This is a genomic window from Massiliimalia timonensis (assembly GCF_900186585.1).
GTDB lineage: Bacteria > Bacillota > Clostridia > Oscillospirales > Ruminococcaceae > Massiliimalia > Massiliimalia timonensis.
Map to the genome: position 1 here is coordinate 95,518 of NZ_FYDD01000003.1, position 13,280 is coordinate 108,797.

The window sequence follows — 13,280 nt, forward strand, 5'->3', positions numbered from 1 at the left end:
TTGATGTCTGAAAAGAATTTGACAGTAATTCTGCCGCGGGAAAAAGCTGTGTCTTCGGCGACGCTTGTGCTTGCCAGTGAAGCAGAGGCCGCTAAGATCCTGCCAAAGCTGACCGAACAGGGAAGTGCGGCGGCAGTGGTTTCCGACCCGGAAAAATGGAGGGATGTCCCTTCCATGATGGAAGAGGTACTAACCGTGTTTGGGGAGCAGGCAGCAGATTTTACCCGGCTTTACTTAATTGGTGGGAACAGCCTATCTGAACTTGCTTGGACCGTGGCGGGCGCTTATTCCCGTGTTCTGGCCGGCTGCTGCATCGACGGCGGGGCGGAACATCTGGTGCCGGTCCGTGATGCGAAGTTTTTGCCGATAAGAGCTTATGCGGGAGAGAAACAGGAGCGTTTTTCCGCACAGCAGTTGATCCGCTCCCTGCGTACAATTGGCAGCGAATGGGCGGATTTTGTAGAAGAAGAATTTTTGAGCAGTGACGCTTTGACTTGGCTTTTTAGCCAGACCAAGGAAACGCAGTATGAAGTGCATTGGTTAAAACCAGGGCTGTGGAGCATCGAAGCTGGGGCGATCGAATCTTTCTACCTGATCGAAGGGGAAGAAAAAGCGCTTTTGGTTGACACTGGGATGAACCAAGGCCCGGTTTTACCGCTGGTGCGTTCTTTGACAAAGCTTCCGGTAGAGCTTGCCCTGACCCATGCGCACGGAGACCATATGCTTCACGTAGATGAATTTGACAAGGTTTACTGCTCCCCGAGAGAGGGGCAACTGCCCATGGAGTTTTTGCATGCCATGATGCCTGGTGTTTCCATTGATTTTACAAAGTATATCCCTGTGGAAGAGGGCGATGTGATCGATCTTGGCGGGGTGAAAGTCGAAGTGCTCGCCGCATACGGCCATACGCCGGGTTCAGTCGTATTTGTCGACCATGCGCACCGCTGTTTGTTTTCGGGAGATGCATTCGGTTCCGGGACCGGCGTTTTGATGGCGATTCCGGGAACGATGAATGTGTCCGACCTGCTGGAGTCTGTGAAACACTTTTTGACCTATCAAGAAGCCTTAAAGGATTATATTTGGTATGGAGGGCACCGGTGCCAGGAATTTGGCGAACAGAAACACGGAGAATACTATAATCCGTTGTGTTTTGAAGTGCTGGAAGATTTTGTAGTCCTTTGCGAGAAGCTGCTCAATCATGATGAGACCCTTTTCTGTGAACCAGGAACGAATAGCTGGGTCACGGAAACAGTTTATACAGTTTCTTATCAAAAGGCGGCTATGTGGGTCGTAAAGTCTAAAATCTGTTGATCACTTACTATCTTTCCTTTGATTATGAATACAGCAAAAGGGCAGTCCATAAAGGACTGCCCTTTTGCTGCCGTTTTAAATCATGTGTAGCGCTTAAGTGTGGCTAGCGATATAATAGAACACGAGCTTTAACAGAACAGCAAGCGCTAAGACCGATACAGCAGTGTAAAAGGCCGCCATATCAAAGAGCGCGGCGGTGAATGTCATAAAAAGCAGGCAGATAAGCAAAACATCCAGTACAGTACCTCCGCTTTTATCGTGCAGGTATTGATTCCGCTCATCTTGTTCAGCACGCAGATGATCTTTTAAGAGCTGGCGGTTTTTCAGCAGTTTCTTGTGGTAGCAGATCCGGGAAACCAGATAGATCAGGCCGCCGAAAAAAATGATTCGGCTGGCTGCTGTGGCAAAATCACTCATGATCCTGGAATCTCCTCCGCCAAGCTCTACGACCACGACCATATATATCAGCATAACAACGATGATGGTCCAGGACAGGCGGATCCGCCGCCGGATTTTTTCCGAGTAAGTCGATCTAGGAAAGCTCTTCATACTTCTGGTCCTCCAATCTTTTATTTTCTTCTAAACAGCACAAGTCTTCCACCGTAGTGCCAAACAGTTTGGCAATGCGGTAGGCTAGCATCAGCGAAGGGCTGTACTGTTCCTTTTCAATAGAGATAATTGTTCGAGCTGAAACGTAAACGGCTTTGGCGAGTTGTTGCTGCGTGAGGCCGGCCGCGGTTCTTAATTCTTTTACCTTTGTTTTCATAGTTCACCTTGTGTTATTATGAAGTAAACTTCACATGAAGTTTACTTCATAATAACATGATGCGTCTTGATTGTCAAGAGAAAGAAGGCAGAAAGCTAAAATGGCGGGAGGAAAAATTTTAAAAATGTATTGACAAAAGAAGAATAATGTGGTAATTTATAGTTAGTTAATTTGAACTAACTATAAATTACTTAAAAGGTTAGCTCTTACTAACAATAAGAGGAGGAATTATGATGCCGTTAACAATGACCCGTGCCGGTGAAGTGAATGAGATTAAGCGGATCGGTGGGAAAGAAGAAGTGAGAAAGTTCCTGGAAACGCTTGGGTTTGTTGTTGGCAGCCGGGTTTCGGTTGTGGCAGAAAACCATGGAAACGTCATCGTAAACATCAAGGATTCCAGAATTGCGATCAGCCAGGAGATGGCGAATAAGATCATGGTATAAGACGGAGAGTTTTCCGGTCAAGAAAGGTTGTCTGCGCAGAGTAAGGGCGGACAGCCGTTTTGGTTCGGTTTTCTCTGTTTTTGATAGAGAGGAGAAGGTCACAATGAAAACATTGAAGGATGCAAAGCTGGGCAGTACGGTAACGGTTGTCAAGCTGCATGGAGAAGGCGCTGTAAAACGCCGGATCATGGATATGGGCATTACAAAGGGCGTTCAGGTTTTTATCCGTAAAGTAGCGCCGTTGGGAGACCCGGTGGAGGTCAATATCCGTGGTTACGAGCTTTCGCTGAGAAAAGCTGACGCGCAGATGATCGAAGTAACGGATTAAAAATACAGAAGTACAATGTGCTTCTGATTTTTTTAAGCCATAAGGTTAGCGAACGCTAACCTTATGGTAATTGAACCAGTTTGGTTATTTGTAAGGAGGACGATCACAATGCCAATAAAAATTGCACTGGCCGGTAACCCGAACAGTGGGAAAACGACTTTATTTAATGCGCTGACAGGTTCTAACCAGTTTGTGGGGAACTGGCCCGGCGTTACAGTAGAAAAAAAGGAAGGAAAATTAAAGGGGCACAAGGATGTTGTGATTACCGACCTGCCCGGTATTTATTCTCTTTCTCCCTATACTTTGGAAGAAGTAGTTGCAAGGAATTATCTGATCCATGAACATCCGGATGCGATCTTAAATATCATAGATGGGACGAACTTGGAAAGAAACCTGTATCTGACCACCCAACTGCTGGAATTGGGGATTCCGACAGTGATCGCGATCAACATGATGGATGTCGTGAAAAAGAATCATGACGTGATCGACGTTGCCCGTTTGGGACAAGAACTGGGTTGCCCTGTGGTTGAGATCTCTGCATTAAAAGGCATAGGTATTCAGGAAGCGGCGAAAAAGGTCGTTTTTTTGGCTCAGGAAGGATTGCCTACTGCCCCGGTACATAAGTTTGCGGAGGAAGTAGAAAATGTCCTTACGCAGATCGAAGAAAAAATCACGGGCGTAAAAGAAGAGGAAAAACGCTTCTTTGCGATCAAACTATTTGAACGCGATGAAAAGATCAAAGAGTTATTGGACTGCGTCCCCGAAGTAGAGGACATCGTGAAAGAAACAGAAGAAAAAATGGATGATGACAGCGAAAGTATCATTACAAATGAACGTTATACCTATCTGTCATCTATCATTGAGCATTGTTACGTTACCAAAAGCAAACGGAAATTAACCGTTTCGGACAAGATAGACCGGATCGTTACTAACCGTTGGCTGGCGCTTCCAATTTTTGCGATCGTTATGGTGATCGTTTATTATGTTTCTGTCACAACGGTTGGAACGATGGCGACAGACTGGGTAAATGATGGGGTGTTCGGCGACGGCTGGCACTTGTTTGGAATCGGAAGTTCGGAATATACAGAAAAATCAGACGAGTTCAGCGATGCGAGCCTGAAAACAGAAGCCTACTTCGACGCTGCGGAGGCTGCTGGGATCGATGTAGAAGCCCTGCGTGCTTCTTGGGAAGACGGAGAGTTGGATGAAACCGCATTGGCTGCCTTTGAAACTGAGGCACAGGCTGCTGGGCTGACCGGGGAAGCAGAGGTCATGGACGATGAAACCGGGGAAGTGGCTGAAACGATCCCCGTAGCTTTGCAGGATTTTGAATCAGCAGTGGCCGTTCGTGAACCAGACCCGGCAGATTATGGGGTCTGGGTGCCAAGTATCCCGGTATTGATCGAAGACGGTTTAACTGCGATCAACTGCGTTGACTGGCTCCAAGACCTGATTTTGAGCGGTATCGTTGGCGGTGTTGGCGCTGTATTGGGCTTTGTTCCGCAGATGCTGGTATTGTTCCTCTTCTTGGCATTTTTGGAAAGCTGCGGTTATATGGCAAGAATTGCATTTATTATGGACCGTATCTTCCGCAAATTTGGGTTGTCCGGAAAATCCTTTATTCCGATGCTGATCGGTACAGGCTGTGGTGTCCCGGGGGTTATGGCTTCCCGTACCATTGAAAATGACCGTGACCGCAAAATGACGATCATGACGACCACTTTTATCCCATGCGGCGCAAAACTGCCGATCATTGCATTGATCGCAGGCGCATTGTTCCAAGGCGCATGGTGGGTGGCGCCCAGTGCTTATTTCGTAGGGGTAGCCGCGATTGTTTTATCTGGTATTATGCTGAAAAAGACCAAGATGTTTGCAGGCGATCCGGCTCCATTTGTAATGGAACTGCCGGCTTACCATCTGCCGACTGTTGGGAATGTACTGCGCAGCATGTGGGAACGCGGCTGGTCCTTTATTAAAAAGGCTGGTACCATTATCCTTTTGTCTACGATCCTGCTGTGGTTCTTGCAGGGGTATGGCGTGGAAAATGGAAGCTTTGGCAGAGTCACCGACCTGAACAATTCTATTTTGGCGGCAATCGGCGGAGTGATCGCCCCGCTCTTTGCACCATTAGGCTGGGGCGACTGGAAAGCAGCTGTTGCCGCAGTGACCGGTTTGATCGCAAAAGAAAACGTAGTAGGTACCTTTGGCGTACTGTACGGCGGACTGGATGAAGTAGCGGAAAACGGCTGGCAGATCTGGGACGCGATGAGAATGGAATTCACGATGCTGTCTGCATATTCTTTCCTGGTGTTCAATCTGCTGTGCGCGCCTTGCTTTGCGGCGATCGGTGCAATTCGCAGAGAGATGAACAGTGCGAAATGGACATGGTTTGCAATCGGTTATCAGTGCATTTTCGCTTATGCGGTTTCTATGTGCATTTACCAGCTTGGCATGCTGTTCACGACGGGGGCATTTGGAATTGGAACTGTAGTGGCGTTCCTGATCGTTGCGCTGATCCTGTACCTGCTGTTCCGTCCGTATCATGAAAAAAATAAATTGACCGTGAAAGTTCGCGTATAATCGTGTATAATAAAAGAAAAAAGAATTTATGGGGGTGGGCTGGATGCTAGAATTTTTGGCCGATAACATTGGAACGATCGTCATTGGGCTGGTTTTGCTTGTGGTGATCATACTGGTTATTCGGAAATTGGTGAAGGACAGGAAGAATGGCAGTGCTTGTAGTTGCGGCTGTGGTTGTAAGGATTGTCCAAGTTCCTCCCTCTGCCATAAGAAATAGTTCCTCTCGGTTTATTACTGTATTTTTATCCTTGGAAAAGGGCTGGTGAAATATATGTTTCACCAGCCCTTTTCTTGTTTATGATATTAAGAGATTTAGATTCCAGCCTTTTAGGGACCCGTGAAAAGAACAGAAAAGAAAAACAGTGACTTCTTTAAAACAAAAAAGGCAACCGTCTCCTTGATCTGGAAACAGCTGCCTTTTTTTACTCTTTTGTAGATTGTTCTTCCGTGGTAGCTTCGTCAACTGCCTGCAATGCCGGCTGAAGAGAAGTATCGGAGAAGAAAGTATTTGCATTATACAGATACAGGACTTCTTGAATATCATAATCCTCGATCAGCTGGTCGATGCTGTCATAATAATAACGCGGGTCTACGATCACGATATCCCGGTAATAAGGAATCAAGAAGGGGATAAAACAGTTGGCGTAAGAATCTTTCAGGACCAGCAACCGTTTATTGCGGGAGGAGGCTGTTTGGATCTCGATCAAGGAGTGATTTCCTCCAAAAAAGAGGCTGTATTTGTCCCGTGTCTTTAAGCTTTCGCTTTGGAATACAGAAGCTTCCTTTTTCTGTTCTTCCACATAACTGACGATGTAAGGGGTCGTTTGCTGGGGAAAATACGCTTCAATAGATTCCTTTTTCCCATTTAAGAACCCACTTTTGGCAGACAGGGTACCTTGGAAGGAATCAGTTACCGGATAGTGTTCGTAAGAAACAGCTTTTAGATCTAAATCCATAACGCCTGCGGCCGTTTGGAATGCCAGATAAGCGCCATTCGTCGTCCAATGATGGTCTGTATGGTAATACAGGTCCGCTTCCTTTTCCGCCTCAAAAGCAGACCGAACATCGATTTTTTGAATCAGCGAGGTGTCGAGCTTCCCAAAAAAGGAATCCATGACTTTATTTTGATCTTCGGCAGGCGCCCATAAAGGCAGATCTTCCGAATAGATATTTACCGCAGTAGGTGCAAGCAGAAAATACTGCTTTAACTTTTCATGGCGTTTGGCAAAGCTGTTGACCGCATTAGTAAGCTCTGTAACAGCAGTATCCTCCGGTGCGGTGAACTGTTCCAGCAGACGGTCGTTTTTCCCAAGGTACACGCCGTTTTCTTTCTTTTTTCCAAGCAGCGTATCCGACAAGGTCTTTAGCTGGATCCAGCCGTCCCGAAAAACGAACTGATCATTGACATAAGTTTCAAATTGCGTCATATAACGTCCATCTGTGAGCCTGCTCCAAGTAAAGTCCGGCTTTCCGGAAAGCACCCGGTTCTCTTTTTCAGAAAAGTCCCGATCTTTCGTAACCGTATTGCAGACAACTAAAATGGCAAGGATCAATAAAAACGCAGCAGCCATAATTCTTGCGAACAATGCAAGCTGTTTTCCCATTTTGCGCTTCACCGTAAAGCTCCTTTCTAAAAGCGGAAGTACAGGAATGGATTATAGGTTTCATAAACCAGATAAGCCACACTGACTAACCATAGAATCAGATTTATGACAATGGCTCCTGCCGGGAATTTTTGGATCAGGCGTTTAAACTGGTTGTAAGCCCAAGGGGTACATACCAAAACAGCCAAAACCATGAGGATCAGGTTCGTCTTTAACAGATACAGCCCTGTAGGGTCTATGATCCCGCCGTTGGTTACTCCAAATAGGTTTCCCAAATAGCCAAATGCATCTGTAATAGAAGTGTTGCTGAAAAGCACCCAGCCAATGATCACAAAGAGCATGGTATAAAGGTGTTTGACCCAGGACGGGCAGCGCTGGAGCAAAGGCGTCAGGAAATATTTTTCCACCAGCAGCAGAAGGCCGTAATACAGCCCCCACAGCACAAAGTTCCAACTGGCTCCGTGCCACAGCCCGGTCAGCGCCCAGACGATCAGGATATTTCGGATATGTTTGGGCACCGATACCCGGTTTCCGCCTAATGGGATATAGACATATTCCCGAAACCAGCTTCCCAAAGAGATATGCCACCTGCGCCAGAATTCTGTAACACTGGTGGAGATATACGGATAGTCGAAGTTTTTCATGAATTGGAACCCAAACATTTTTCCCAATCCGATCGCCATATCAGAGTATCCGCTGAAATCAAAATAGATCTGGAACGTATAGGCCAAGATCCCTACCCATGCGGTCAGTACAGAAAAAGTACCGACCTGCATTTCCTGCACCGAGGTGTAGACCATTCCCAAGCTGTTGGCCAGCAGGACCTTTTTGGCAAGGCCTTTGATAAAATATTCTGTACCCAAGCCAAACGAAGCCAAGGTGACCCGCCGTTCGGTCAGCTGCGGCTCAATGTCGATATAACGGACGATCGGCCCCGCGATCAGCTGCGGGAACATGGCAACATAGAGCCCGAAATTGATAAAGTTTTTCTGTGCCCGTATCTTTTTCCAGTAAATATCTAAAATGTAGGACAAAGTCTGGAAAGTGTAAAATGAGATGCCGATCGGCAGCGACAGCTTTTTATACGGAATATCGACAGAGAAGATCTGGTTTACCGTGTCGATTAAAAAGCCGGAATATTTAAAAAATCCCAAGATGAAAAGGTTCACGGCGACTGCTAAAATCAAACTGTTCCGCGCAGCCTTGCGGTCTAACTGGCGGCTTTCAATGTCCAGCCCCATGACATAGTTAAATACTGTGGAGAAGAGCATCAAAATAACATAAACTGGTTCTCCCCACGCATAGAAGACTAAACTGAATATCCAAAGGATCGCGTTCCTAATAAATTTAGGCGCCAGAAAGTTCGCCAGCAGGACGAGCGGCAGAAACAGAAATAAAAAGAAGATGCTACTGAAAACCATACTGTGGAATCCTTTCTAACAATTATTTTTTGATCGCTTGGATAAATTCAGATTCCCAAAGCTGGGCATTTTTAGAAACGCCGAAGAAAACGTATTGCCCTTTTATTTCTAAAACATGGTTGGAAAGCAGTGCCGTCTGTTCCGCACCGTATCCCTCAAAACTTTCCTTTTGCTGTTCTACGCGTTTTTCGACCGCGCTTTCCACCGTTTCTGTCTGGTCGGTAGATTTCATTTTCACGACCAGAAGCTCATCCACTTCCATAGTAGCTTCTGAAAGATACAAGATAACGCCATCAAACATGGTTTCATCCAAGCCGTAATAACGGCGCAAATCATTGGCATTCCCCTTATGGAGCGACGCAACGCTTTGCTCCTTTAACAAAGCTTCTTCAATTTCTGAGATCGGCTTGTCCGGATAATTATCGGTCCAGCACAGTGCGACTAGAAATAATGCTAACAAGGCGAGCAGGCCATATTTTACCCACGGTATCCATTTCATCATAACAGTCCAGCCTTTTCCGCAACATTTTTAAACCAATAAGGATAGAAAGTGGAACTGATGTGGATACCATCTGGTTCAAACTGGTCAGAATGCGCTTCTGCCAGTGCGGTGGCGTCGATAAAGGTAATGCCCATCTTCTGGCACATATCCTCTAATGCTCCATTATAATCTTCATAATATTTGAACACACTTTTCTTTTTGATTGCATTTTCCCGGATAGGCAGAATGCTGTTGACATAGATCGTTGCATCCGGAAGCTTCTTCTGCAAAGCTTTGATCTGTTCCGCATAAGCTTCGGCAAACTTGTCCGCGTCACCGCTAAAATAAATGAGGTCATTCATCCCAAACCACAGAAAAACCTGTTTAGGGTTCAGGCCTACGATCGTATCCGACAGGTCTCCCATCTGGGGAACGCTCATCCCGCGATGATAGACTACATTACTTTTGGAAAGAAATTGATAAACTTCGATCCCCTCTGTTAGGGAATCCCCAACAAAAACAGAATCCTTAAAGATCGTTTTGATCTCTTTGTTGCTTAATTTTTCTTTTTTGACAGGTTTCTCCTGCTCCTGTTCTTTTTGGGAAGAGGCGGCCTTTTCTTCCGCTTCTTTTTTCTCTTTTTCCAGCAGGGCGTCAATGGATTCTTCAGAATCCTTGACCGATACTTGTTCAGCAGTCTGTAATTTTTCCGATCCGGTTTCCAGCGCTTTTTCTGAGATCCGGTTTGCCTTGTTTCCCATGACGATAATTACAATAATAGCAACGAGCATGACCACTATGATCCCGCTGGCAACAGCGATAAGCTTTACATTAGATTTCATAGCCACATATTCCTTTCCATATTCTCTTTCTTATTTTCTATTGTACCACAGATTTTTATCCTCAACAATGCTCAAAAAAGATTGTAACCAGAATGATAACATTATGTCATACAAAGGGAAAAAACATCTAAATAGATAGGAAATTTGTTTACAAAATTTAGTTACGTGGTGTGCCGTTCGATCAGGGCCACAGGCAGGACAAAATGCTTTTGCAGGATAGGTTCCCCTTGGATCATCCGCAAAAGGATTTGGGCAGCCTGCAAAGCAAGTTCCTTTTTGTTTTGCTGGATCGTAGTGATCGGTGGATAGCAGTATTCTGAAACAGAAGTCCCGTCGAAACCAACAATTTTAACCTGTTGGGGCACTGCGATCCCATTTTGCTGCAAGGCGACCAAAGCTCCGTAAGCGCGCCAGTCATTGGTAGCAAACACCCCGTCAAAGGGCACCCTTTTTTTTACCATGTAAAAAATCCGGTCACGAGCTTCCTGAAAATTGGAGCTGTCGTCGTCCAATGGTACGATCAGCTCTTCCCGCACAGGTAGGCGGTAATGCCTGAGGGCGTCTAGGTATCCGTTCATCCGCTGGGTGTTAACGGAAAGGGCCTTTTGCTTAGACAGGATCAGGATCTTTTCACACCCTTTTTGGATCAATGTTTCTGTGGCGATATATCCGCCTAGATAATGGTCTGATTCAACATATACGACATCTGTTTTCCCTTTGGGCTTGCGGTCGATACAGACGATCGGGATCCCCATTTCCTCTGCTGACTGCGGAAGGTCTTCCCTGCCTGAAATGCAGACGATCCCAGCCACCATTTTGGCTTCCAGGATCCGGAAATAGGCGATCTCTTTTTCCGTTTCTTCATTTGTATTGCAGATCAACACGGAAAAGCCCTGTTCAAAAAAGAATTTTTCCAGTTCCAGAACGATCTGGGAAAATAGCTCGTTCGTGATATCGGGAACGATCACCCCGATGGTATTGGTCTTACTTTCCCGCAGGCTTTTTCCAGCCATATTTGTGGTGTAGTGGTATTGTTCGATCACAGCTTCCACCCGTTTGCGGGTCTCTTCAGAAAATCGTCCGTTATGGTTGATCACCCTTGACACGGTAGCTACAGATACACCGGAAAGCCGTGCAATATCTTTAATCGACACCTTTTTTTTGTTTCTCACAAAACTCTCCCTTTCATTTTGAGTAATGTTACTCAATCTATCATACCAGAAAGAACTGGGAATGTAAATCTAAGTGTTAAAAATTGGGCGATATTCTAAAAATAAGGTGAAATTGTTGGGGAAAACAACAAATTTTTCTGCTTGGATTGACTTTTAAAGCAGAAACTGTAATAATAAAGATGGGAAAACGATTACCCATTTATTACTGAATGGATAAAAGGAGGACTTGATATGGAAAAACTGATCTGCCCGTCTATGATGTGTGCAAATTTTGACTGTCTGAAAGAAGAAGTGGAAACGCTGGACCAAGCGGGAAGCGATATTTTCCATCTGGATATCATGGATGGCAGCTTCGTGCCGAATTTTGGGATGGGGCTGCAGGATGTTGCCTGTATCCGCAAGCTGACAAGCAAACTGGTAGACGTCCATCTGATGATCCAAAACCCGGGAGAATATGTAGATCTGTTTGCTGATTTGGGCGCTGATATTATTTATGTCCATTCGGAGGCAGACCTTCATCCAACAAGAACGCTGGGGAAAATCCGTGCTGCTGGAAAGAAGGCAGGGCTTGCCATCAATCCGGGCACCTCTGTTGAAACGGTGAGGGAGCTGCTGCCGTTGACCGATTACCTGCTGGTGATGACAGTGAACCCGGGATTTGCCGGCCAGAAATATCTGGAATTTGTAAACCGGAAGATCGAAACACTGGCTGCCATGAAAGAGGAATACGGATTCCAGATCATGGTGGATGGCGCTATTTCGCCACAAAAGATCGTCGAACTTTCTGCGATGGGAGTCAGCGGCTTTGTGCTGGGCACCTCGGCTCTGTTTGGAAAAGGCGAGGATTATGGAACCATTATTGCCCGGTTAAAGCAGAGTTAGGAGGAAAACAGCATGACAGAGCATACCTATGTGTTAGGAGTAGATATCGGGGGGACCAATATCCGTTTGGGACTAGTCGATGAAGAGGGGAACCTGAGCGGGTATCAAAAAATATCCCAGCAGAGCATTCTGTACGGTGACGACACCATTCAAAGCCTTGCGGAATACTTAAAGGGGTATTTGCAGGAATTTGCCAAAGACAAGCAGGTCATCGCGCTGGCTGCGGGGATTCCGGCTGCAATGAGCCGCGACCGCTCCACCGTATGGAACGCGCCAAACATCAAAGGGTTCAGCGGCAGAAATGTCAAAGAGGTATTGCAGCCGCATTTTTCTTTTCCAGTCCTTTTAGAAAAAGATGTAACGATGCTCTTTTACTATGACCTTATGCAGCATAAGATCCCGCATAAGGACGTGCTGATCGCCTGTTACATCGGTACAGGGATCGGCAACGTTATTTCCGTGGATGGAAAAGTTTTGATCGGAAATGATGGGGCTGCCGGGGAACTGGGACATATTCCGGTATGGGACAAAACAGATATCTGCAACTGTGGGAATGAAGGCTGTATGGAAAGCCATGTAGGGGGAAAATATCTGGTGGAGCTGCGGGAAAAACGTTTCCCGGATGTGGAGATCAACCAGCTCTTTACTGTGTACGGCGACACGCCGGAAATGGAACGTTATCTGGAGCATTTGTCCCTGCCTATCACCACAGAGATCAATATTTTAAATCCAGCAGTCATTATTTTGGGCGGCGGCGTGCTTTCCATGCCGGATTTCCCGCGGGAAAAGCTGGAGCATTACATTTACAAGCACAGCCGTAAACCGCTGCCGGCAGACAACCTGAAGCTGGTTTATTCTGATAACCAGGGGGAAAACGGGATCTACGGCGCGGCGATTTATGCGCGTGAAATATTAGAGCAAAGAAAAGGAGAATAATGATCATGATTGCATTAGCAAGCGACCACGTTGGAATTGAACTGAAAAAACATATTATTGAATATTTGGAAGAACATAACTTGGAATACCGTGACTTTGGGACCTATGGCACAGAGCGGTGCAACTATCCGGAATTTGCCCTAAAAGCGGCGAACGCAGTAGCAAGCGGGGAGTGCGAAAAAGGGATCCTTTGCTGCGGTACCGGGATCGGTATTTCCATTGCGGCAAACAAGGTAAAGGGGATCCGGTGCGTAGTATGCTCCGATTGTTATTCCGCTTTGCTGTCCCGCCAGCACAACAACACCAATATGCTTTCTTTGGGTTCCCGGGTAGTGGGGAAGGACTTAGGGCTGATGATCGTGGAGCAGTGGCTCAATGGAGAATATGAAGGGGGGCGCCACCAAGTGCGGATTGACCAGATTGCACAGATCGAGCAGACTGGAAAAATCGCAGATTAGTTGAAGGATAGAATTTTATTGACTAAGCCAGTAAAAAGGACTATAATTTATACTAA

At 46.1% G+C, this 13,280-nt stretch carries 15 protein-coding genes; 8 read left to right on the top strand and 7 right to left on the bottom strand.

The annotated features are described in order from the left end of the window. Nucleotides 1-3: 3 nt before the first annotated feature. Nucleotides 4-1,311 carry an MBL fold metallo-hydrolase gene (locus tag CIB36_RS02390; RefSeq protein WP_093988027.1) on the top strand — a complete coding sequence of 436 codons (1,308 nt, stop codon included), beginning with the start codon at nt 4-6 and terminating at the stop codon, nt 1,309-1,311. Between the two features lie 93 nt (nt 1,312-1,404). Here CIB36_RS02390 and CIB36_RS02395 read toward each other — a convergent pair whose 3' ends face one another. Together CIB36_RS02395 and CIB36_RS02400 are read right to left on the bottom strand one after the other, a co-directional pair. Beyond that, the gene (locus tag CIB36_RS02395; protein WP_093988028.1) at nt 1,405-1,860 is read right to left on the bottom strand and encodes a hypothetical protein; all 456 of its coding nucleotides are present in this window, start codon (nt 1,858-1,860) and stop codon (nt 1,405-1,407) included. After that, complete coding sequence (locus tag CIB36_RS02400) at nt 1,844-2,077, bottom strand: helix-turn-helix transcriptional regulator (RefSeq protein ID WP_093988029.1); 234 nt, start codon at nt 2,075-2,077, stop codon at nt 1,844-1,846. Before CIB36_RS02400 ends, CIB36_RS02395 begins: the two co-directional genes overlap by 17 nt. A 230-nt stretch (nt 2,078-2,307) precedes the next feature. Here CIB36_RS02400 and CIB36_RS02405 point away from each other — a divergent pair, with 230 nt between their 5' ends. From CIB36_RS02405 to CIB36_RS02420, 4 genes are all read left to right on the top strand, one after another. Next, a complete protein-coding gene (locus CIB36_RS02405; protein ID WP_093988030.1) occupies nt 2,308-2,520 on the top strand; it encodes a FeoA family protein in 213 nt (70 codons plus the stop codon). A 103-nt stretch (nt 2,521-2,623) separates the two neighbouring features. Then, a complete protein-coding gene (locus tag CIB36_RS02410) occupies nt 2,624-2,848 on the top strand; it encodes a FeoA family protein (RefSeq protein WP_093988031.1) in 225 nt (74 codons plus the stop codon). Between the two features lie 108 nt (nt 2,849-2,956). Next, the gene (gene feoB / locus CIB36_RS02415; RefSeq protein WP_093988032.1) at nt 2,957-5,428 is read left to right on the top strand and encodes a ferrous iron transport protein B; all 2,472 of its coding nucleotides are present in this window, start codon (nt 2,957-2,959) and stop codon (nt 5,426-5,428) included. Between the two features lie 43 nt (nt 5,429-5,471). After that, nucleotides 5,472-5,645 carry a FeoB-associated Cys-rich membrane protein gene (locus CIB36_RS02420; protein ID WP_093988946.1) on the top strand — a complete coding sequence of 58 codons (174 nt, stop codon included), beginning with the start codon at nt 5,472-5,474 and terminating at the stop codon, nt 5,643-5,645. A gap of 205 nt (nt 5,646-5,850) precedes the next feature. Here CIB36_RS02420 and CIB36_RS02425 read toward each other — a convergent pair whose 3' ends face one another. The 5 genes from CIB36_RS02425 to CIB36_RS02445 all read right to left on the bottom strand — a co-directional run bounded on the left by CIB36_RS02425 (nt 5,851) and on the right by CIB36_RS02445 (nt 10,948). After that, nucleotides 5,851-7,044: a DHHW family protein gene (locus CIB36_RS02425; RefSeq protein WP_229408167.1), complete on the bottom strand. Its 1,194-nt coding sequence runs from the start codon at nt 7,042-7,044 to the stop codon at nt 5,851-5,853. Nucleotides 7,045-7,058: 14 nt separating this feature from the next. After that, nucleotides 7,059-8,453, bottom strand: coding sequence for an MBOAT family O-acyltransferase (locus CIB36_RS02430; protein WP_093988033.1), 1,395 nt, complete (start codon nt 8,451-8,453; stop codon nt 7,059-7,061). A 22-nt stretch (nt 8,454-8,475) separates the two neighbouring features. Continuing rightward, entirely contained in the window at nt 8,476-8,955 is a 480-nt protein-coding gene (locus CIB36_RS02435) for a DUF4358 domain-containing protein (RefSeq protein WP_093988034.1), read from the bottom strand. Beyond that, nucleotides 8,952-9,776: a GDSL-type esterase/lipase family protein gene (locus CIB36_RS02440; RefSeq protein WP_093988035.1), complete on the bottom strand. Its 825-nt coding sequence runs from the start codon at nt 9,774-9,776 to the stop codon at nt 8,952-8,954. The genes CIB36_RS02435 and CIB36_RS02440 overlap by 4 nt, the downstream gene beginning before the upstream one ends. Before the next feature lie 161 nt (nt 9,777-9,937). Further along, nucleotides 9,938-10,948, bottom strand: coding sequence for a LacI family DNA-binding transcriptional regulator (locus CIB36_RS02445; RefSeq protein ID WP_093988036.1), 1,011 nt, complete (start codon nt 10,946-10,948; stop codon nt 9,938-9,940). A gap of 231 nt (nt 10,949-11,179) precedes the next feature. Here CIB36_RS02445 and rpe point away from each other — a divergent pair, with 231 nt between their 5' ends. From rpe to rpiB, 3 genes are read left to right on the top strand one after another with little or no spacing between them, the layout of a single operon-like run. Continuing rightward, nucleotides 11,180-11,830, top strand: a complete 651-nt coding sequence (rpe, locus tag CIB36_RS02450; protein ID WP_093988037.1) for a ribulose-phosphate 3-epimerase — start codon at nt 11,180-11,182, stop codon at nt 11,828-11,830. Between the two features lie 12 nt (nt 11,831-11,842). After that, a complete protein-coding gene (gene alsK, locus CIB36_RS02455; protein ID WP_093988038.1) occupies nt 11,843-12,766 on the top strand; it encodes an allose kinase in 924 nt (307 codons plus the stop codon). Between the two features lie 2 nt (nt 12,767-12,768). Then, the gene (rpiB, locus tag CIB36_RS02460) at nt 12,769-13,224 is read left to right on the top strand and encodes a ribose 5-phosphate isomerase B (protein WP_407657462.1); all 456 of its coding nucleotides are present in this window, start codon (nt 12,769-12,771) and stop codon (nt 13,222-13,224) included. Nucleotides 13,225-13,280 lie beyond the last annotated feature (56 nt).

What these genes read in the sequence shown, in the direction of transcription:
- alsK (WP_093988038.1), top strand. Translation starts at nt 11,843, where the DNA reads ATGACAGAGCATACCTATGTGTTAGGAGTAGATATCGGGGGGACCAAT.
- feoB (WP_093988032.1), top strand. Translation starts at nt 2,957, where the DNA reads ATGCCAATAAAAATTGCACTGGCCGGTAACCCGAACAGTGGGAAAACG.
- CIB36_RS02430 (WP_093988033.1), bottom strand. Translation starts at nt 8,453, where the DNA reads ATGGTTTTCAGTAGCATCTTCTTTTTATTTCTGTTTCTGCCGCTCGTC.
- CIB36_RS02410 (WP_093988031.1), top strand. Translation starts at nt 2,624, where the DNA reads ATGAAAACATTGAAGGATGCAAAGCTGGGCAGTACGGTAACGGTTGTC.
- CIB36_RS02400 (WP_093988029.1), bottom strand. Translation starts at nt 2,077, where the DNA reads ATGAAAACAAAGGTAAAAGAATTAAGAACCGCGGCCGGCCTCACGCAG.
- CIB36_RS02395 (WP_093988028.1), bottom strand. Translation starts at nt 1,860, where the DNA reads ATGAAGAGCTTTCCTAGATCGACTTACTCGGAAAAAATCCGGCGGCGG.
- CIB36_RS02440 (WP_093988035.1), bottom strand. Translation starts at nt 9,776, where the DNA reads ATGAAATCTAATGTAAAGCTTATCGCTGTTGCCAGCGGGATCATAGTG.
- CIB36_RS02420 (WP_093988946.1), top strand. Translation starts at nt 5,472, where the DNA reads ATGCTAGAATTTTTGGCCGATAACATTGGAACGATCGTCATTGGGCTG.
- CIB36_RS02435 (WP_093988034.1), bottom strand. Translation starts at nt 8,955, where the DNA reads ATGATGAAATGGATACCGTGGGTAAAATATGGCCTGCTCGCCTTGTTA.
- CIB36_RS02405 (WP_093988030.1), top strand. Translation starts at nt 2,308, where the DNA reads ATGATGCCGTTAACAATGACCCGTGCCGGTGAAGTGAATGAGATTAAG.
- CIB36_RS02390 (WP_093988027.1), top strand. Translation starts at nt 4, where the DNA reads ATGTCTGAAAAGAATTTGACAGTAATTCTGCCGCGGGAAAAAGCTGTG.
- rpe (WP_093988037.1), top strand. Translation starts at nt 11,180, where the DNA reads ATGGAAAAACTGATCTGCCCGTCTATGATGTGTGCAAATTTTGACTGT.